This is a genomic window from Saccharothrix deserti (assembly GCF_009769385.1).
GTDB lineage: Bacteria > Actinomycetota > Actinomycetes > Mycobacteriales > Pseudonocardiaceae > Actinosynnema > Actinosynnema deserti.
The window spans coordinates 31,369-50,048 of sequence record NZ_VKAB01000018.1; the positions used below are offsets into that span (position 1 = coordinate 31,369).

At 71.0% G+C, this 18,680-nt stretch carries 20 protein-coding genes and 2 pseudogenes; 16 read left to right on the top strand and 6 right to left on the bottom strand.

The features are described from left to right. Positions 1–95: 95 nt before the first annotated feature. The 3 genes and pseudogenes from FM051_RS52070 to FM051_RS28370 all read left to right on the top strand — a co-directional run. Positions 96–311: pseudogene (locus tag FM051_RS52070) on the top strand (MerR family transcriptional regulator); the annotation flags it as partial. A 48-nt stretch (positions 312–359) separates the two neighbouring features. After that, positions 360–1,205, top strand: coding sequence for a DNA polymerase III subunit beta family protein (locus tag FM051_RS28365; RefSeq protein WP_238412731.1), 846 nt, complete (start codon positions 360–362; stop codon positions 1,203–1,205). A 32-nt stretch (positions 1,206–1,237) separates the two neighbouring features. Further along, positions 1,238–1,717, top strand: a complete 480-nt coding sequence (locus FM051_RS28370) for a hypothetical protein (RefSeq protein WP_158848629.1) — start codon at positions 1,238–1,240, stop codon at positions 1,715–1,717. 42 nt (positions 1,718–1,759) lie between these two features. On the opposite strand, the gene FM051_RS28375 is transcribed toward FM051_RS28370, so the two are convergent. Then, complete coding sequence (locus FM051_RS28375; protein WP_158848631.1) at positions 1,760–2,878, bottom strand: CapA family protein; 1,119 nt, start codon at positions 2,876–2,878, stop codon at positions 1,760–1,762. Between the two features lie 335 nt (positions 2,879–3,213). On the opposite strand from FM051_RS28375, the gene FM051_RS28380 reads away from it, so the two are divergent. Further along, positions 3,214–3,801 carry a GrpB family protein gene (locus tag FM051_RS28380; RefSeq protein WP_158848633.1) on the top strand — a complete coding sequence of 196 codons (588 nt, stop codon included), beginning with the start codon at positions 3,214–3,216 and terminating at the stop codon, positions 3,799–3,801. A 124-nt stretch (positions 3,802–3,925) separates the two neighbouring features. Here the strand turns inward: FM051_RS28380 and FM051_RS28385 are convergent, their stop codons facing one another. Next, positions 3,926–4,159: a hypothetical protein gene (locus FM051_RS28385; protein ID WP_158848635.1), complete on the bottom strand. Its 234-nt coding sequence runs from the start codon at positions 4,157–4,159 to the stop codon at positions 3,926–3,928. Between the two features lie 188 nt (positions 4,160–4,347). Between FM051_RS28385 and FM051_RS28390 the strand changes: the two genes are divergently transcribed. Further along, positions 4,348–5,085: an NPP1 family protein gene (locus FM051_RS28390; RefSeq protein WP_238412732.1), complete on the top strand. Its 738-nt coding sequence runs from the start codon at positions 4,348–4,350 to the stop codon at positions 5,083–5,085. A 215-nt stretch (positions 5,086–5,300) separates the two neighbouring features. Here FM051_RS28390 and FM051_RS52075 read toward each other — a convergent pair whose 3' ends face one another. The 3 genes and pseudogenes from FM051_RS52075 to FM051_RS28400 form a co-directional block, all read right to left on the bottom strand. After that, a complete protein-coding gene (locus FM051_RS52075; RefSeq protein ID WP_238412707.1) occupies positions 5,301–5,570 on the bottom strand; it encodes a tetratricopeptide repeat protein in 270 nt (89 codons plus the stop codon). 47 nt (positions 5,571–5,617) lie between these two features. Beyond that, positions 5,618–6,112 (bottom strand): annotated as a pseudogene (locus FM051_RS54040) (tetratricopeptide repeat protein); the annotation flags it as partial. 8 nt (positions 6,113–6,120) lie between these two features. Then, on the bottom strand, positions 6,121–6,531 hold the full coding sequence (locus FM051_RS28400; protein WP_158848640.1) for a hypothetical protein: 411 nt from the start codon (positions 6,529–6,531) through the stop codon (positions 6,121–6,123). Between the two features lie 209 nt (positions 6,532–6,740). Between FM051_RS28400 and FM051_RS28405 the strand changes: the two genes are divergently transcribed. Next, a complete protein-coding gene (locus FM051_RS28405) occupies positions 6,741–7,238 on the top strand; it encodes a SigE family RNA polymerase sigma factor (protein ID WP_158848642.1) in 498 nt (165 codons plus the stop codon). After that, positions 7,235–8,035, top strand: coding sequence for a hypothetical protein (locus tag FM051_RS28410; RefSeq protein WP_158848645.1), 801 nt, complete (start codon positions 7,235–7,237; stop codon positions 8,033–8,035). The genes FM051_RS28405 and FM051_RS28410 overlap by 4 nt, the downstream gene beginning before the upstream one ends. Positions 8,036–8,225: 190 nt before the next feature. Here FM051_RS28410 and FM051_RS28415 read toward each other — a convergent pair whose 3' ends face one another. Next, positions 8,226–11,717 carry a S8 family serine peptidase gene (locus tag FM051_RS28415; RefSeq protein WP_158848647.1) on the bottom strand — a complete coding sequence of 1,164 codons (3,492 nt, stop codon included), beginning with the start codon at positions 11,715–11,717 and terminating at the stop codon, positions 8,226–8,228. 191 nt (positions 11,718–11,908) lie between these two features. Between FM051_RS28415 and FM051_RS28420 the strand changes: the two genes are divergently transcribed. From FM051_RS28420 to FM051_RS28460, 9 genes are all read left to right on the top strand, one after another. Continuing rightward, positions 11,909–12,970 carry a hypothetical protein gene (locus FM051_RS28420; protein ID WP_158848649.1) on the top strand — a complete coding sequence of 354 codons (1,062 nt, stop codon included), beginning with the start codon at positions 11,909–11,911 and terminating at the stop codon, positions 12,968–12,970. Positions 12,971–13,030: 60 nt separating this feature from the next. Next, positions 13,031–13,477, top strand: coding sequence for a MarR family winged helix-turn-helix transcriptional regulator (locus FM051_RS28425; RefSeq protein ID WP_158848651.1), 447 nt, complete (start codon positions 13,031–13,033; stop codon positions 13,475–13,477). Positions 13,478–13,589: 112 nt separating this feature from the next. After that, entirely contained in the window at positions 13,590–14,102 is a 513-nt protein-coding gene (locus FM051_RS28430; RefSeq protein ID WP_158848653.1) for a hypothetical protein, read from the top strand. 310 nt (positions 14,103–14,412) lie between these two features. Further along, positions 14,413–14,712 (top strand): hypothetical protein, encoded by a 300-nt coding sequence (locus FM051_RS28435; protein WP_158848655.1) that lies wholly within the window; start codon positions 14,413–14,415, stop codon positions 14,710–14,712. Positions 14,713–14,867: 155 nt separating this feature from the next. After that, entirely contained in the window at positions 14,868–15,224 is a 357-nt protein-coding gene (locus FM051_RS28440) for an antibiotic biosynthesis monooxygenase family protein (RefSeq protein ID WP_158848657.1), read from the top strand. After that, a complete protein-coding gene (locus FM051_RS28445; RefSeq protein WP_158848659.1) occupies positions 15,221–15,829 on the top strand; it encodes a SchA/CurD-like domain-containing protein in 609 nt (202 codons plus the stop codon). The genes FM051_RS28440 and FM051_RS28445 overlap by 4 nt, the downstream gene beginning before the upstream one ends. Next, entirely contained in the window at positions 15,826–16,215 is a 390-nt protein-coding gene (locus tag FM051_RS28450) for a cupin domain-containing protein (protein ID WP_158848661.1), read from the top strand. The genes FM051_RS28445 and FM051_RS28450 overlap by 4 nt, the downstream gene beginning before the upstream one ends. Beyond that, complete coding sequence (locus FM051_RS28455; RefSeq protein WP_158848663.1) at positions 16,212–17,468, top strand: beta-ketoacyl-[acyl-carrier-protein] synthase family protein; 1,257 nt, start codon at positions 16,212–16,214, stop codon at positions 17,466–17,468. Before FM051_RS28450 ends, FM051_RS28455 begins: the two co-directional genes overlap by 4 nt. Further along, positions 17,465–18,676 carry a beta-ketoacyl synthase N-terminal-like domain-containing protein gene (locus tag FM051_RS28460; RefSeq protein ID WP_158848665.1) on the top strand — a complete coding sequence of 404 codons (1,212 nt, stop codon included), beginning with the start codon at positions 17,465–17,467 and terminating at the stop codon, positions 18,674–18,676. The genes FM051_RS28455 and FM051_RS28460 overlap by 4 nt, the downstream gene beginning before the upstream one ends. The last annotated feature ends 4 nt before the right edge of the window (positions 18,677–18,680 follow it).

Here is an 18,680-nt window from a genome sequence, read left to right on the forward strand (position 1 = left end):
CCTCGACGCACCCACAGGAAGATCGGATCTCGTGACCCCGAGTCCGATCACCGCGGGGTTGACCTTCGAGTTACTTGAAGCCCGATGATGGGCGGGTGTCGAGATCCGGGCTGCTCACGATCGGCGTCTTCGCCCGTTCCAGCGGGTTGACCGCCAGTGCGCTGCGGTTCTACGCGGATTCGGGCATGTTGGAGCCGGCCAGTGTCGATCAGACGTCCGGGTACCGCTACTACGCACCAGACCAGGTCGAACGCGCGGTGACGATTCGCCGCCTGCGCGAGATCGACATGCCCCTGGAGCGGATCGCCGAGGTCCTCGATGCGGGCGGCCGCGATGCTGCTCGGATCATCGACGACCACGTGGCGAGCCTGGCGCACCGAGCACACCAGGCGCGCGAAACGGCCGCGGCGATCAAGGCCGGACTGGGCTCGGCACCACAGTCCCCACCGGTGCGGGCGAACGGATCGGTGTTCACGACGGCGGTCGAGCAGATCCTCACCGCGACGACCCACGAGCCAGGTCTGCCCGTGCTCAACGGCGTGCGCGTCGAAGTGTCCGCCGACGGCATCGTGCTCACGGCAACCGATCGGTACCGGCTGTCGACCCGCACGCTGGTGTCGACGCGGCCCATCGAGACCGACTGGTCGGCAACGGTCCACGCCGACGATCTGCGACTGGCAATGCCGTGGACACGCCGTCAGCACGAACTGCGGCTGAGCACCCAACCCGGGAGTGTCCGCTTCCGAGGTGACGACGATGACGACGCGGCTGCGCGCGAGTGCCGAACCCTGGCGGAGCCCTTTCCCGATTACCGACTGGTGCTGGCATCTCTGCCTGACGTGCGCACCCGCGTCCTGATCTCCCGGAACGCGCTCGTGCGGAGCCTGGAAAGCCGGCAGCACCACCGAGTTCGGCTGCACGTATCCGATGCCGACTCGACCGTGACCGTCTCGTCGAAGGGGACCGCCGCCCTGCCGATCACCGCCGTGGTCACCGGCCCGGCAGTCGAGCTGGAATTCGCGGTCACCACCTTGTACCCGGCGATCAGCACAGCTGTCGGCCCGGACGTGATGCTCGACATCGCAAGAGCAGACCAACCGGTCGTCGTCCGTTCCGCCGACAACGGCGACCTCACGACCCTGACGATGCCCGTCCGACCTGAATCCCACCGCAGCCCCCGTGCACAGGAAGGCCCCGCCACATGACCTCCGCGACCACCGAATCCCCGGATCCCGTCATGACCGACATCGGCGCGGCCGTCACGCTCGCGCACACCGGTGACACCACCGCGGCGCGCACACGCCTACAAGACCTGTGGGATCGGATCGGCCCGGCGGGAGACCCCCTCCACCGCTGCACTCTTGCGCACTACATGGCCGACCTCTACGACGACCCGGCACAGGCCATCGTCTGGGACGTACGCGCTCTCGACGCGGCAGCGGCCCTCACCGACGAACGCGTTCAACGCCACCACGGCACCCTGCGCATCGCCGGGTTCTACCCCTCGCTTCACCTCAACCTCGCCGACAACTTCCGCCGACTCGGATCGTTCGCAGCCGCACGCGACCACATCACCGCCGCGCAGCAGCATCAAGACGCTCTCGCGGACGACGGATACGGCACGCTCATCCGGCGAGCGATCAGCGAAGTCTCCGAGGCGATCAACCAGCGATCCACCGACAAACGCGCAAGCGCACCCGGGCCGGACGCCAACTGACACACCGGCACGGGGCTCAACCGGAAGATCGTCTGAGCGACGTCACGGCGCAACCTGCGGCCGGAGTTGGAGCAAGCCGCCCGGGGCGAGTTCGACCGGTGCTCCGAGCACGCCACGCAGGTGCTCGGCGTCGTCGGTGGACGCGTGGCGCAGGCTCAACCGGTGGGCCCGCATCGCGGCCATGCGCAGCCACAGCAGCCTGCCCGTGCCGGGGTCCACCGACGGGAAGTACAGCAGGCGCAGGTCGTCCCGGTACTCCTCGTAGCCACTGATGCCCTCGTAGTCGTCGATGAGGTCACCGCACCCGTAGAGCACGAGTTTGCCGTGGTAGACCTCGATCGGCCGGGGGTGGTGGGACGAATGCCCGTGCACGATGTCGACCCCGTTGTCGATGAGCCGGTGCGCGAAGTCGACGTGACTCGCCGGGACGTCGTAGCCCCAGTTCGACCCCCAGTGCAGGGAGGCCACCACGACGTCCCCCGGTTGCTTCACGTGACGTACCCGGCCGGCGATCCGCTCGGCGGTGGCGTCGGACAGGTCGGGCATGAACGCGACACCGGGCCGACCCCGGCCGGCGGCCCACTCGCGTGGGATACCGCTGGAGCCGGCGCCGAACGAGAAGACGACGACCCGGGAGGCTCCGGTCCGGACGACCACCGGCCGTTCGGCCTCCTCCGCATCACGTCCCGCGCCGGCCGCCGCGATCCCCGCCGCGCGCAACGCGTCGACGGTGTCCGCGAGACCCCGGCGGCCGAAGTCGAGCACGTGGTTGTTGGCCAGGACGCAGGCGTCGAGCCGTGCGGCGGTCAGACAGCCGATGTTCTCCGGAACCATCCGGTAGTGCACCGCCTTCCCGTGGGCGACGTCGTCACTTCGCGTGACGGATGTCTCCAGGTTGACCACCCGCGCGTCGGGGGCGACGCGGTCCAACACCTGGAGGGCGTCTCCCCACGGCCAGGAGAAGTCAGCCGGTCGAGGGACCGGCCCGTTGACCGATTCCGCCAGCTCGACGTAACGGCGGGCGTCCGTGACGTACCGCTCCCACAGCCGCGGGTCCCCCCGGTGCGGAAGGATCTGGTCGATACCGCGGCCGGTCATGACGTCCCCACCGAGGAACAACGTCACCGGTCGGGGGTCTTGCGCAGCGTTCGCAGTGGCCATGTGTCGATCACTTCTTCGGCCGACTCCCCCACTCGCGTACCCCGGAGGGGGGCCGTTACACAACAGGTTCCACCTGACGGCGAGTCGTACAGCCGCCACCCGCCGACCAGAGGTCCAGGCGCGACAGCCCGGCTCCCCGGGGCAGACTTCAGCAAGCGCACGAATAAGTCAGGCCACCGGGTAATACTTCGCATTCCGTGTGCATTTTGCGGGTTTGCTTATCTCACGCTCGTTGTTCACTGACGACGAAGTCAGCTCACTCATTGACGTGAATCGGTTTTCGAACCGATGTAAAGGGATCGACACCCCGGTCGAACGCTGCTACGTTCCGACCGGTGCCCACCAATGAGGAAATCACGCGACACCACGACCCCGACCCGTCCGAGAACCCCTGGGTCACCGGTCCGCCCGCGCCCGTGACGGTCTCGATCGTCCCGTACGACCCGGAGTGGCCCCGCCGCTACCAGGCCCTTTCGGCGGAGATCCGCACAGCGCTCGGTGACGCCGCCCTGGGCGTCGAGCACGTCGGATCCACGTCCGTCGTGGGGCTCGCCGCGAAAGACGTCATCGACATCGACCTCACTGTCGCGGACCCGCGCGACGAGGACGTGTACGTTCCCCCGCTCGAACGCCTCGGCTACGTCCTCACGGTTCGGGAACCGTCCTTCCACGAGCACCGGTGCCTGAGACTCGCCGCCCCTCACGTCAACCTGCACGTGTTCGGCCCGGATTGCCCCGAGACCATCCGACACCGCATGTTCCGCGACTGGCTGCGCGCCCACGACGAGGATCGCGCCTTCTACGAGGACGCGAAACGGGCGGCGGTTCCCGGAGGCGGGCACGTCATGGACTACAACGCGCGGAAGCAGAAGGCAATCCATGAGATTTACGACCGGCTCTTCCGCGCGGCGGGAATGATGTAGACGGCAACGACGATGGCGATCAGGTTGTGCGGGCCGGTCGTCGCGCCGACGAAAGCGGCCTCGCGGTGCGCGGCCGGGGTGTCTGTCACGGCGGTGAGTCGGGTCAGGGTATGCCGGTGTCGGATTACGGCGTGGAGCCGGGAGTTCGGGGACCGGATGGGCGCGGTCGATGCAGCATCGGCCAACGCAGCGTGAACACCTTCATCACCCGGGAGAACGGCCATGTCCACAACCCTGATGCTCCTCTTCGGACCGTGGCGGTGGCGGACGTGCCGTCGGTGGACTTCGTGGTCAACGCGTCGCTGGAGACCGAGCCCTGGTCGACCGCGGTGCGGGTCTTGCCCGCCGAATGTTCCACCTCTCGCAACCATCGGCGGGTTGACCGGGCCCGGTGGGTGCTGAAGCCTCGGGCTCGGCCGGTGTCCGTGTGCCGGCTCCCCTCAGCCGCCGCCACCCCACCGACACCGGATGAAGGGGTTTCACGCCGTGAAAGCGTTCACCACCGACGGGCGGCGGCCGGCCGCACGCAGGACGTTCGTCTCACGCCTGCTGCCCGGCTCGCTCGGCGCCGTCCTGATCGCGGTGCTCGTGCCGGGAGCCGCGTGGGCCGCCCCGCCGCAGGCACTGCCGGCGAACTACACCGAGGCCGACGGCAGGTGGCAGCCCGCCTTCGACTACGACACCGACGGCTGCTACCCGACGCCCGCGATCTCCCCGGCCGGCGTGGTCGCCGGCGGTCTGAAGAACTCCGGCGCGCTCAACGGCGAGTGCCGCGACCAGTCGGACCTCGACAACACCAACTCGTACGCGCGGTCCAAGTGCAACAACAACTGGTGCGCCCACCTGTACGACCTGTACTTCGAGAAGGACCAGGCCGTGGCGGGCATCGACTGCTGCGGGCACCGGCACGACATCGAGCACGTCGTGGTCTGGGTCAGCGGCGGCCAGGCGCAGTACGTGTCGACCTCCGCGCACGGCAACTACTCGACACAGCCCCGTTCCCAGGTCGCCTGGGAAGGTACGCACCCGAAGGTCGTCTACCACAAGGACGGCGCGAGCACGCACTGCTTCCGCCTGGCCGGCGCGACCGAACAGCCGGAGAACCACTACCGCGCCTGGCAGTACCCCGACCTGGTCAGCTGGGACCGGTTCCCGTCCGGTGTCCGCGACACCCTGGTCCGCGCCGACTTCGGCAGCGCGAGCCTGGCCATCAAGGACGGCGCCTTCGAGAGCAACCTGGCCAAGGCGAAGCCGAGCGGCATCCCGTTCGACCCCTACGCCTGACCGGCCTCGTTTTCGGCGATCGCGAGGCCGGAACGGGTGGCGGACACGATGCGGTCCGCCACCCGTTCCGGCCTGTAGAGCCACATCGCGGCCCCATGCGGCCTCCACGATTCGGGGAACGGGCGAAGTCCGCTGCTTGGCGGACATCGAGATCGCTCATTCCGTCAGGGAACGGGCGGCTTGTCGATGACGGTCTGGCCGACCACGGGTTCCGGTCAGGAGGGGCGTGGTAGCGGTTGACCGTTCGCCGTGGTCGGCTCGCGCAGCCGGAGGCGGTCTGCGATCCGGGCCGCCTCGGGGTGGTGCAGGGTGGTGAAGAGGGCCATCGCCTGACGCCACGTCGTCGACGCGTCGTGGTGTTCGCCCATCTCGTCGAGGCAGTGCGCCACACCGTCGAGCGATTTCGCCTCCTGGAGCGGTTCGCTGATCTCGCGGGCCAGCGCGAGGGCGTTCCGGTGGTGTGACAGCGCTTCGGCCGTCCGCACGCGCGCAGGGTGTCGCCGAGCCCGTTGTAGGCGGCGGTCTTCAGGCTGTGGTGGCCGATGTCGGAGATCAGCTCCAACGCCTGCCGGTGGTGCGCGAGTGCCTCGTCGGGTCGGGACAGTCGCCCGTAGGTCTCACCGAGGCTGGTGAGCGTGCGCGCCTCACCGTGTCGATCGCCGAGGTCCCGGCAGTTCGCCAGCGCCCGCCGGAGGTATCGCAGCGCGTCGGGGAGTCGACCGGTCTGCAGGCAGGCGTGGCCGAGGTTGCCGAGGGTGATGGTCTCGCCGAGCCGATCGCCCGCCTCGCGCATCGCGGTGACCGTCTGCTCGAAGTAGGAGATCGCTTCGGCGTGGCGCGCGATGTCCAGGTGGAACGCGCCCAGGTTCCCCAGTGCGACCGCCTCCCCGTGCTGGTTGCCCGCCTCGCGGCTGAGGGCGAGGTCGCGGTGGAAGCAGTCCAACGCGTGACCTGACCGCCGGGGCCGGGCACGCACCCGACCCCGCAGCACACCGACGTGGCCTGGAAGCCGCCGCTTCCAGGCCACGTCGGTCTTTACGATTCCGGGTTCTGCCGCGCCACGGTCACGAGGTGGAAATACCTGTTGCTGCGCGGCTGGTACAGCAGCACGAGCCCGGTCGCGGACAGCAGCACCGCGACGATGTCCATGACCGCGTACCCCGGCCCGTTCAGGTACGAGTCGTAGAAGCCCAGCCAGCAGTAGGGCAGGAGGAAGAAGTAGATCAAGGCCAACGAGACCGTGACCATGACCCGCGCGGCCTGCCTGCCCTTGGCCGCGCCGAACGAACCGAAGACGTACAGGACCAGCAGCAAGCCGATGTAGGCGGGTTGGCTGAAGAGGTACCCCGACATCGGCACCCACAGCAGCGCCGCGATGATCGACAGCACCCGGGCGATGACGACTTCCCGGGGACGTCGGCTGCGGATCTCCTCGACAGTGTGCACGGATGCCCTCCTCATGCGGCGACTCGACGGTGAGTATCACGCGGTCACCGGGACGGATCCCCGGTTGCGACGGGTATCGGCATGTTCCGGCCATCGACGGGCGTCACTCGTGAGTTCACAACCGTTTTCCGGGCGGCGTGCAACGGATCGGCCGGCTGCGCCGTTGAGGGGCGTGATCACAGCTCAAGTCGCGGATCGGAAGTGAGCCGATGGAGTTCGGTGAGTACGTGTACCGGCAACGTCCGGCGCTGATGCGGTTCGCCACCGTGCTGACCTGCCAGACCTGGTTGGCCGAGGACCTGGTGAGCGACGTGCTGGGCCGGGCGTTCGAGCGGTGGGACCGGATCTCGCGGATGGACGAGCCGCACGCCTACGTCCGGCGGATGGTCGTCAACGAGTACCTGTCCTGGCGCCGGCGGCTGGCCCGCACGTCACCCAGAGCCGACGTCGAGCCGGACGCGACCCGGCTGAGCGACGGCGCCGACGAGCGCGCGGAGCGGGACGCGATGATCCGCCGTCTCGCGGACCTGCCCCGGAAACAACGCGCGGCCGTCGTCCTGCGCTACTACGCCGGGCTGCCCGACGCCGAGATCGCCGCCGAACTGGGCTGCCGGGTGACCACGGTGCGCAGCCAGATCTCCCGGGCACTCGCGACCCTCCGGATCGACCTGACCGCCAACCCGCACACCTACCAGGAGGCGAGATGAGCGACTTGCGCGCCCTGACCGACGCGTTCGCCGAGTTGGAACGGCGGGCCGACGCCGCGACCGCCGGCATGCCGTTCGAACTCCCGTCACGCGCGCGGCCACGCCGTGCGCCCCTGCCCCGGCTGGTGCCGGTGGTCGCCGCGGTCGCGGTGGTCGCCGGGCTGGCCACCGGCGCGGTGCTGCTCGTGCCGGACGGCCCACCGGCCACGCAGACCGCCGCCCCGCCCGCGGCCTCGTCGACGACCCTGTCCACGGTCACGTCGGAGCCGCCGCCTCCCGTCCCGGCCAACCCCGATGAGCTGGCCGAACGGTTCCGGGCCGTGCTCGGCGACACGGCGACGTTCGTGGTGACCGAGACCGGGCCCGGTGCGGTGGTGATGACCGCTCCCCCGGCCCCGCCTGCCGTGCCCAGGGTGACGAACGCCCCCCAGCCCACGGTGGCGGTGGGTGCGTCGATCACCGGCACGCTGACCGCGTCCGGGGTCACCGGCGGTTTCGACCTGGCGGTGTACCCCGGCACCGCCGGCAAAAAGGCCGAGTGCAACGCCCCCGACCCGGCGACCATGTGCACCGCACGCGACCTGCCCGACGGCTCCTCGCTGGCCACCGGGCAGGTGCCGCTGGAAGCGGCGAACGGGATGACCTACGAGGTGAAACTCATCCGCCCCGACGGCGTCGTGTTCACCATGCACCTCAGCAACCAGCGCTCCCCCAAGGGCAGCGGCGAACAACTCGCCCCGCAGCCACCGCTGACCATCGACCAGCTGATCGCGATCGCCACCTCCGACCGCTGGTGACAGCAGTCCGGACGTCGTAAAAGCGTGCCGGTGGTGAGGAGCGGATCTTCTCCATCGCCGGGTTCTACGAGCTGCGCGGCGGGCGCATCGCGTCGGCGAAGATCTACCGCGAGGGCAACGCCGACATCGCTTGACGCGCCGGCGGTGGGGACCGCGGCCGTTTACCGGCAACGGTCCCCACCACCGGTGGTCACGCCCTGAGCCGGTAGGCCCTCAGGACCGTCTGGTCGATCGTGCTGCCCTCGGTGTCGGTGGCGACGACTCGCAGCGAGATGTAACCGCCGGGCTTCCCACCAGGGGGAACGATGGACCTGACCGGCACCCAGTTGGCCCCGTCGTCGAACGACGCGAACGCCTTGAGCTCACGCAGGGTCGCCTGGCCCGCCCCGGCTTGCCGGGAGGCGGTGAACCGCACGGGCAGCGGCACTCCGGCCCGCGCGCTGTTGCGGATGTCGAGCGGGATCTCGTAGTCCACCTGCAACAGCGGCAGCTTGCCCTCCGCCGTGCCGGCACTCGTGAAGCCCCACGTCGTGGAGACGTTCGACGACAGCTCCAGCTGCGGCGCGCTGCGGGCCGCGCTGAGCGAGAGCTCATAACGGCCGGACTCGGCCGGCACCTCCCACCAGGCCTCCCACGGGTTGCCCGCGATGCCGAGCGAGACGCCGTCGCGCTTGAGCTCCATGCTGCCCGATCCGGTGGCCGTCCAGGACTCGACCGCGGTGCCGGTCGCGAACGGCGAGACCCTGGCCTGGATGCCGTTGCCGCTGCGGGTCACACCGCCCCCGGTCGCCCACTGCACGACCGTGGTCCCGTTGAGCCGTGGCGCGGTGACCGCGGCGCCCCAGTCACGTCGGTAGTGCTTGCCCGGCTCGAACGTGACGGGCTCGAGGTCCGACCAGATGCCGACCAGCGGGTCCCGCGCGTCCTCGCCGAACCTGCGGCCGATGTTGCCCTCCTGGTACCAGCCGATGCCGTTGCCCGCGCTGTAGTACTCGGTACGGGCGAAGGGCGCGACCAACACCTCGTCCAGCAGGACCTGGAGGTTCTTCGCCGCGGCGCCGAAGCGCATCGGGTACAGGCGCTGGCGCACCAGGCCGTCCGCGCCCGACGAGCGGTAGCGGGCCTTGACCTCGGCCAACTCGCCCCGCTTCACCTGGTACGCCTTGCCGGACGGCAGCGCGCCCTGCTCCGGGTAGAACAGGTTGTAGCTGACCGGCGAGGAGTCGATCGCGTTGATCGTGACCTCGCGGCCGATCTGCTCCACCAGCTCCGCCGCGCCGTGGTCGGACGCGTTCAGCAGCGGCAGTGCGGCCTGCTCGGGCGTCGCGAACGGCAACGGTCCGAGCAGCAGCACGGCCGCGGCGCCCGCGTCCTTCATCTGCTGCGCCAGCACGTAGAGGTCGTCGTTGCCGCCGTCGACGACCACGAGCGCGCCCTTGACGTCACCGTCGCGACGGACCGTGCGGAACTTGTGCGCGCCCGGCGAGAGGAACGGGCTCGCGTCGGCGTAGCGCACCGGGAAACCGAACTCGCCCACCGACAGCCGCGGCTGTGCGGCCTTGAGCGTGGTCGAGTAGCTCAGCTCCGGCAGCGGGTCGCCGAACGACATGCCGAACACCGGCGTCGAGCCCTCGATCGGCCCGTTCACGCCGCCGAGCTTGCCCGGCACCATCGGCACGCTCAGGTCGACCTCGCGGTGCAGCGGCCGCACCTTGTCGTCGTCGAGGGCGACCGTGATCGGCTTGCCGTCCTTGGCGTTCAGCTCGACGTCGACATCGGTGGTCATCGACACCTTGCCCGCGACCTCGGTGACCGTGATCGGCGTGTACCAGCCGGCGAGCGCGGAGTGCTCTTCGACGCGGCCGAGCACGGCGTAGTCGGAGACCGGCAGGTTGACCGTGCCGACGCCCTCGGCGTTGATCGGGAGGGAGCTGCCCTGGCCGGTCTTCAGGTCGACGAGCAGCAGGTACTCGTTGCGCGGCGCCTTGCCGTCACGCCCGGTCATCTTGACGGTGAGCGTGTGGCGCTCGTCCTGCACGTACGCGCCGACCGACGTGATGAGGCTGATGCCTTCGGCGGTCGCCTTGACGTGCCCGAAGAACGTGCCGAGCCCCTTGCGCGGGTCGAGCTGCACGACGACCGGCGCGGTGCCGTGCGCGGGCACCGTGACACTGGACGGCACGGTGAAGTCGGCCCCGAGGTCGTGCCGCACCTGCAGCGTGACGGGCTGGTCACCGTCGTTGCGGTAGGTGATCGTCTTCTCACGCACCTCGGTGTGCGGCCATTCCAGGAGCCCGAACGAGAGGCTGCCGACATCCGCGCGCACCTTCTGCTCGACCGCGCGGCGCACGTCCAGCAATCCCGTGCCCACGTGGTCGGGCGAGTCCGCGACCGCCTTGGCCGAGCCCATCAGGTGCGCCTTCAGCTCCCGCGCGGTCCACGTGGGATTGCGCTGGGCCAGGATCGCCGCCGCACCCGCCACGTGCGGCGCGGCCATCGAGGTGCCGGTCAGCCGTGCGTGCGACTCGTCGACCGCCTCGTCCGGCAACGTGCCCTTCGCCCGCGCCGCCACGATGTCCGTGCCGGGCGCGGCGATGTCGGGCTTGACCGCGTAGTCGCCGAACCTCGGCCCGCGCGAGGACGACTCGGCGAGCTGCCCCTGCTTGGTGAGGTTCGCGACCGCCAGCGCCTCGTTCGCCGCGGCCGGCGCCGACACCTTGCGGACCGTGTAGCTGTTGCCCGCCGCCACAACGAACAACGTGCCGGTCTCCGCCGTGAGCCGGTCCACGGCCTGCGACAACGGGTCGGACCCGTCGCTCTGGTCGCCGCCGAGGCTCATGTTGACGACCTTGGCCCTGACCTCGCGGGCGGCCCACTCCATGCCCGCGATGATCGCGCTCTCCGGGCAGTCCCACGCCCCGCAGACCCGCCCGATGGCGAGCTTCGCGCCCTTGGCGACGCCGGTGTACGTGCCGCCGCGCCCGGCGACGGTGGCCGCGACGTGCGTGCCGTGGCCGTCGTTGTCCTGGATGCCCTCCCCGGTGAAGTCCCGGGCCGCCGTGACGACGTCCTTCAGCTCCGGGTGCTCCTGGTCGTAGCCGGTGTCCAGGACGGCGACGGTCACCCCGGCGCCGTCGAACCCGGCCTGCCAGGCGCCGGGCGCGCTGACCATCGGCACGCTCTCGTTGAGCGTGACCTCGGCCTTGCCGTCCAGCCAGATCTTGTCGGCGCTCCGGATGCCCGGCCGGCGGTCCGCCCACCGCTGCGCGGCCTCGGCCTTCGGGATGGCGGCCGCGGCCCGGAACCCGGCGTCGAGCAGCGGGATCCGGTCGATCTCCGTGTCGTCGTAGCCGAAGTCGTGCAACGCCGTGACGTCGAAGAACCGCTTGTCGAGCCGGTCCTGCGCCAACTCGTCGAGGGCGTCCTCCGGCACCACGTACTGGTGACCGTCCCTGACGTACCGGACGAACTGCACTCCCGGGCGTCCTTCGATGCGGACGAGTGCCCCCTGCTCGTCCACGACCACCTTGTCACCGGTGATCAACGTGATGGTGCGGGCCTGGCCTCGACCTTGGCTCTCGTCTTGACCTTGGCCCTGGCCCACCGGGGCCGCCTGCGCCGCCACCGGGCTCAACAGCCCAGCGGTCAGCGCGGCGACCACCAACCAGCGTGCTCGACGCACGTGTCCTCCCCAGAAGTGAATGCGCTTTCCCCACGGAGACTCACGAGGTCGGCCGGAGGTTGCACCGGCGGTGGGACGAAAACCGGCGCGGGCGTCATGCTCTTCGGGTCACCGGCCTGAGGGCGCCGTGGGCACCCGATTTGTGACTGTTCTGACGGCACCGATCGTTGCCGTGCCGCGTTCAAGTGGGTGTGACCAGGGGGAACAACACCGAGGAAGAGCCGCTGCCGCCACGCTGGGCGGTGTGGGTGGCGCGTGCTGTCGCCGTGGTGGTCGTGGTGCCGGTGCGGCTGGTGTGGGAGGGGCTCAAGGCGGTCGGGCGGGCCGTGCACCGGTTCGTGCTGCGCCCGCTGTCGGGGGTGCTGAGGCGGATCTGGACGTCGGTGACCGCGCTGACCCGGTTTCTGTGGCGCCGGGTCGTCGTACCGATCGGCACGGGTTTGCGGCGGGTGTTCGGTGTTCTTGGTGCCGGGCTGCGCGGCGGCGGCGGGCTGCTGATGCGGTACTTGCTCAGGCCGACCGGGGCGTTGCTGCGGGCGTTGGCCAGCCTCGTGGGCCGTGGGCTCGGGGCGTTGGCCGACGGGCTGCGGCGGGGATTCCGCGCGCTGACCCGGTTCGCGCTGCGGCCTGCGGGGCGTGGTCTGCGCCGGCTGTTCGGGCCGGTAGGGCGGGGTTTGCGCGCGGCGGCCGTGGCCGTTGCGGGGTTCCTGCGCCGTGCGGTGGCGTCGACGCGTCGGCTGCTGCGGGTGGTGCTGCTCAATCCCGTGGTCTGGTGCTGGCGGACGCTGGTCGTGAAACCGCTGCGGTGGCTGTGGCGAAACGTCGCCGTGCCCACCGGACGGGCGATCGGCGCCGGGCTGTGGTGGCTGGTTCGGCTCTTCGCCGCGGCCCTGGTCTGGGCGTTCCGCCGGGTGGGACGGGTGCTGGCGGTGCTCGGCCGGGCGGTCCGCGACGCCTTCGTCCGGGCCGGCCGGCGGGTGGCGCTGCCGCTGTGGCGACTGCTGGCGAGTGCGTTCCGCGCGCTGGTCGTCATCCCGGTGAGATGGGCATACCGCACGTTGGTCGTCACCCCGGCCAAGTGGGTCCACCGCGCGGTGCTGGCACCTGCCGGTCGGCTGACCCGTCAGGTGTGGCGGGTCGCGGTGGTGGCTCCCCTCCGCCTGGTGCGCACGTCGATGGTCGAACCGGTCCGGCTGGCCGGCCGCCGGGTCCGCGGCCAACTCCGCAACGCGTTCGGCAATCGTCGTAGCTGAGGGCATTTTCGGTGAACGCGCACTCGCGCGGTGGGTGACGCGGTAAGAGACACTTACCGGGTGACCAACGAGAACGGCCGCTCCGCTCCACCGGTGACCAGCACCTCCATCGTCGTGTTGACGTTGGCGCGCCGGATCGAGACCGAGCTCAACGCCGCTCTCGCACCGCTCGACCTCACGGTCAGCCGACTCGGGCTGCTCGGTCACATCGCCGGTGTGCCCGGGGTGTCGTTCAGCGACCTCGCGCGGATGTCCGGGACCACGGTGCAAAGCGCGCACACGGCGGTGAAGGCGCTCGCCGCCGCCGGGCTGGTGCGCGACAACACCGCCCGTCCCGGCTCCGCCTCCGCCATCGAGGTCACCCCGGAGGGCGCCCGTCTGCTCGAGTCGGCGAGAGCCGCGGTGGCCGAGGTCGACGACCGGCTGTTCGGACCCGACTCGGATCCGATCCAGCGGCAGGTGGGCGATGCCGTCCGGGCCGCGTTCGAGGGCATCGCCGGGTCCTGACCTGATCGCACGACGACGTCCCGGGGGCGATCTTTCCAGGCAAACCTTCAGAGTGACTGAAGCTCGGTGCTAGGCTTCAGTCACCCTGAAGGTTGACGAGCGTGGAGTGATCATGGAACACCTCTTGCTATCGGTGCACGTGTTGGCCGCCATCGTGTTCGTCGGCGGGTCGGCCGTCGCGACGAGCCTGTTTCCCCGCTACGCGCCGGTCGCCGTCGGCGTTCCCGCCGGTGCACCAGCGGGCGGTGCGCCGGCGGACGGCCCCCAACCGGAGCGTGCCCAGCAGGAGGGTGCACCGAGAGAGCGCAACCGCTCGGTGGCCGTCGCGCTGCACCGCATCACCCGGGGCTACGGCATCGCCGGCATCATCGTCCCGGTCGCGGGGATCGTCCTGGCCTCCGCGCAGGACCGGATGGGCGAAATCTGGATCACCGTCTCCATGGTCCTGACCGCCGCCGCCGGCGCAATGCTCGCCCTGCAGATCGCTCCGCGCCAGCGTGACGCCCTCAACGAGCCGGACGACGGCACGCGGCTGCGCGCGCTCTCCATGCTCGCCGGCATCTACAACCTGTTGTGGGCGGCCGTCGTCGTTCTGATGATCGTGCGCCCCGGCTCGACCGCGTGACGACTCGACCGCGTGACGACTCGACCGGGCGAACACTCCACTGTGGTGTGACGGGCCGCGCGAGAACGGGCCGTGGAACACGAAACGTAGCATCGACGTAACCCAATCGGGTGGTGTGATACGCCGTCGGAGGACTTGGAAGGCTTGATCGGCTAGTCGGTCACCAAGCGGGCACCCCTGGTCCCGACGGCCCCGACGCGGAACGTGCCGGACGGTCCGGTACCGCGCTCGGCCGCCAACAGGGAGGGATGACCCGATGTCGCGTGAATCCCGTACAGCGAAGTCCCGTACACGGAAGTCCCGTGCGGCAGTGGCCCGCGCAGCAGTGGCACGTGCGGCCGTTGTGGCCTGCACGGCGTTCGCCGCCTCCGCGCTCTCGTCGCTCGCCGCGGCACCGGCCCAGGCCGACCCCGGCATCTGCATCGACCACGTGATGGAGAACGGCCACGAGGCGACCGACGCGGTGCTCAAGGCGTGCAAGATCGGCAAGACGGGCAAGAAGGCGGACGTCCAGGAATGCCGCCGAATGCTGGCCGGCGAGGGCGTGAGCGCCGACGTCGCGAAGCACGCGTGCCGGATCGCCTCGCACCCGGAGCCGACGTCCGCGTGACGCTCCCGCGCCTTGTCGCGTGAACAAGGCGCGTCAGGTGCTCCCCACAGCTTGCGAACGACAGCTACCGAACGAACGGCGTGACCGCGAATCGACCCACGGGGTCGCGTGCGGTCGCGTGGCCGAGTTCGTCCTGCGCGTCCTGAGGAGGCGTCATGGTTTCGACGGCTGACCGCCTGCGAGTGATCTTCCGGCTGCGCGTGGCGGACGGTGCCGAGGACCGTTTTCTCGCTGCCTACCGGCAGATCCGCCACCGAGTGGCGCAAGTGGACGGTTACCTGGGCGACCAATTGTGCCAGTCGGAGGACGATCCCGCCGACTGGGTGATCACCAGCGAGTGGTCGACCCCGGCGCACTTCCACGCGTGGGAGGCCGGGGCGGGCCACCGCGAACTCGCGGCTCCGCTGATGGCGTGCGTGACGGCGCGGGAGTCGCTGCGGTACCGCGTCCGCCTCGCCACCGCGGCGGCGGCGGCGATGTCGAGCACGGACTTGTTGGAGGCGAAGTCGTGAACCGCTATGCGTTGACGTTCCCGGTGCGGCCGGGGTCCGAGGCCACGGTGGCCGAGATCCTGTCCGGTTACGCCGCACCACCCGCGGGCCGACCGGAGGCCGCGCTCCCCCTGCTGGACCGGACGTCGGTCTTCATGGCCGGAACGGTCGTGGTGCGCGTCGTGGACATCACCTGTCCACCCGCGGAGGCCATCCGGCACCTGGCCGGGCAGCCGCAGATCCGGGCGGTGGAGGAGCAGCTGCGGCCGTACCTGGCCGAGGACCGCGACCTGTCCGACGCCGCCGGTCGGCGGCGTTTCCTGGCCACCTCCGTGATGCGGGTCGTGGCCAACCGGAACGGGCACACCGGTCACCTGCCCCGCACCGCCGCGCTCTACCAGACGTTGCCGCGGCAGGGCCGTGAGGTGGCCCGGCTGCTCGCGGCCGAAGGCCCGGCTCCCGGTTGCGGCGCAACGGTGTTCCGGCGGCGCGACATGGTGGTGCACCTGCTGGAGTCGCCCGACGGGATGATCGCCGTGCCGCTGGCGGGCCTGCTCGCGCCGCTGGTCCGGCTGGCGCGCCCGATGACGTTGGTGACCGATCGGGTTGTGGGGGCGATGGCATGACCGGCCAACTGCACCGAACCGTGAGCCCGCGCGACGTGCCACCCAACCGGGCGCGCGGCGGCGAGCTCCGGGTCCTGCTGAGCCCGACGACCGTCGGCGCGACCGGCGGGTTCCTCGGGGTGCTGCTGCTGGAGCCCGGTGAGCAGGTGAACGAGCACTACCACCCGTACTCCGAGGAGTTCCTGTACGTCGTCGAGGGCGAGATCGAGGTGGACCTCGACGACGTGCCGCACGCGCTGCGCGCCGACCAGGCGATCATGGTCCCGATCGGGGTCCGCCACCGGGTGCGCAACACCGGTTCCACGCGTGCCCGCGCGGTGTTCCAGCTGTGCCCGCTCGCGCCCCGGCCCGAACTGGGGCACGTGGACACGGAGCGGTCGCCGTGACGCGCCGGGTGGTCGTCACCGGCCTGGGGGTGGTGGCACCGGGCGGCAACGGCACGAAGGCGTTCTGGGAGCTGCTGACCTCGGGGCGCACCGCCACCCGGCCGATCAGCCTGTTCGACGCGGAGGGGTTCCGGTCGAGGATCGCCGCCGAGTGCGATTTCGACCCGGTGGACGCGGGGCTCGGCCCGGCCGAGGTCGCCCGCATGGACCGGTACGTCCAGTTCGCCGCCGTGGCCGCGGACGAGGCGTGGCGCCGGGCGGAGGTCGACGTGGAGGACCCGTGGCGGTTGGGGGTGTGCATGGGTTCGGCCGTTGGCGGCACGACGCTGCTGGAGCTGGACTACGTGGCCACCTCCCACGCGGGCGCCGACTGGCTGGTCGACGAGCGGTTGGCGTCACCGTTCCTGCACCGCGCCCTGTCGCCGGCCGCGCTCGCCGGCGAGGTCGCCGACCGAGTCGGCGCACGCGGGCCCGTGCGCACGGTGTCCACCGGCTGCACGGCCGGACTGGACGCGGTCGGCCACGCCGCGCGCCTCATCGAGGAGGACCGGGCGGACGTGGTCGTCACGGGCGCGTCCGAGTCCCCGATCTCGCCGATCGCGGTGGCCTGCTTCGACGCCATCCGCGCGACGTCGGCGCGCAACGACGATCCGGCGCACGCCGCCCGACCGTTCGACCGCGACCGGGACGGGTTCGTGATCGGCGAGGGCGCGGCGGTGCTGGTGCTGGAGGAGTGGGAGCACGCCCACCGCCGGGGCGCGGTGGTGCACGCCGAGGTGGCGGGCTTCGCCACCCGCAGCAACGCCTACCACATGACCGGCCTGAAGCCGGACGGCGTCGAGATGGCCGAGGCGGTGCGGCGGGCCATGGAACAGGCGAGGCTGGGACCGTCCGACGTGGACTACATCAACGCGCACGGCTCCGGCACCCGGCAGAACGACCGGCACGAGACCGACGCGTTCCGGCGGGTGTTCGGCGAGCGGGCGTACGAGGTGCCGGTCAGCTCGATCAAGTCGATGATCGGCCACTCGCTCGGCGCCATCGGCTCCATCGAACTGGCGGCCTGCGTGCTGGCGCTGACCAACGGCGTCGTCCCGCCGACCGCGAACCTGGACACGCCCGACCCGGAGTGCGACCTGGACTACGTGCCGCACACCGCCAGGGAACGGGATCTGCGCGCGGTGCTGTCGGTCGGCAGCGGCTTCGGCGGGTTCCAGTCCGCGGTGGTGCTGACCCGAGTGGGGCGGTCATGAACGCCGTCGTGACCGGTCTCGGTGTGATCGCCCCGAGCGGTATCGGGGTCGACGAGTTCTGGCCCGCCGTCCGGGACGGGCACGTGGCCCTGGGTCCGTTGGGCCGGATCGAGCCCAACCCGTACCCGGTGGTCGTCGCGGGCGAGGTGAGCGGGTTCGAGCCGGACGCCTGGATCGACCCGCGGATCACCGTGCAGACCGACCGGTTCACCCACTTCGCGCTCGCCGCGGCGGCCATGGCGCTGCGCGACGCCGATCTCGACCCGGCCACCGTGCCGCCGTTCGGGTTCGGCGTGGTGACGGCGAGCTACTCGGGCGGTGTGGAGTTCGGCCAGCGGGAGATCGAACGGCTGTGGAAGAACGGACCCGAGCACGTCGGCCCGTACCAGTCGATCGCGTGGTTCTACGCCGCCTGCACCGGCCAGATCTCCATCGGCAACGGCCTGCGCGGGCCGTCCGGGGTCCTGGTGGCGGACGAGGCGGGCGGTCTCGACGCCTTCGCGACCGCCGGCGGTGAGCTGTCCCGGGGCGCCAAGGCGATGCTCGTGGGCGGCGCCGAGGCCCCGTTCTGCCCGTACGCGGTGTGCTGCCAACTCGGGCTCGGCCTGCTGAGCCCGGGTGAGGACCCGACCACCGCCTACCTGCCGTTCACCACGCACGCCAACGGTTTCACACCGGGCGAGGGCGGCGCGATGCTCGTCGTCGAGGACGAGGAGTCCGCACGTGCGCGGGGCGCGGACGCACGGGCCGTCGTCGCGGGGCACTGCGCCACCTACACGGGCACGCAGCGCTTCGACCGGTCGGCCGAAGGACTGCTGCGGGCGGCCGAGGGCGCGTTGGCCGAGGCCGGCGTCGACGCCGCCGACGTGGACGCGGTCTTCCTCGACGCGATGGCCGGCCAAGACGCCGACGCCGCCGAAGCCGAGGCCGTGCGCCGGTTGTTCGGCGAACGAGCCGACCGGGTGCCGGTGACCGCGCCCAAGACCGGGTACGGGCGCTGCTACGCGGGCGCCGCCGTGCTCGACGTCGCCGCCGCGGTCCTGGCCATCGAGCACGGCGCCGTGCCGCCCACACCGGGCGTGCGCGACTGCCGGTTCGACTTCGATCTCGTCACCGGAGCCGCCCGCGCGGCCGACATCCGCACCGTCCTGGTCCTGTCCCGCGGTCTGCACGGCGGGAACTCGGCGCTGGTGCTCCGGCATCCGTAACCGA

Bases quoted from the DNA above. Each gene is read 5' to 3' on its own strand.
- FM051_RS28405 (WP_158848642.1), top strand. From the start codon at position 6,741: ATGGAGTTCGGTGAGTACGTGTACCGGCAACGTCCGGCGCTGATGCGG.
- FM051_RS28370 (WP_158848629.1), top strand. From the start codon at position 1,238: ATGACCGACATCGGCGCGGCCGTCACGCTCGCGCACACCGGTGACACC.
- FM051_RS28375 (WP_158848631.1), bottom strand. From the start codon at position 2,878: ATGGCCACTGCGAACGCTGCGCAAGACCCCCGACCGGTGACGTTGTTC.
- FM051_RS28410 (WP_158848645.1), top strand. From the start codon at position 7,235: ATGAGCGACTTGCGCGCCCTGACCGACGCGTTCGCCGAGTTGGAACGG.
- FM051_RS28460 (WP_158848665.1), top strand. From the start codon at position 17,465: ATGAACGCCGTCGTGACCGGTCTCGGTGTGATCGCCCCGAGCGGTATC.
- FM051_RS28430 (WP_158848653.1), top strand. From the start codon at position 13,590: ATGGAACACCTCTTGCTATCGGTGCACGTGTTGGCCGCCATCGTGTTC.
- FM051_RS28440 (WP_158848657.1), top strand. From the start codon at position 14,868: ATGGTTTCGACGGCTGACCGCCTGCGAGTGATCTTCCGGCTGCGCGTG.
- FM051_RS28450 (WP_158848661.1), top strand. From the start codon at position 15,826: ATGACCGGCCAACTGCACCGAACCGTGAGCCCGCGCGACGTGCCACCC.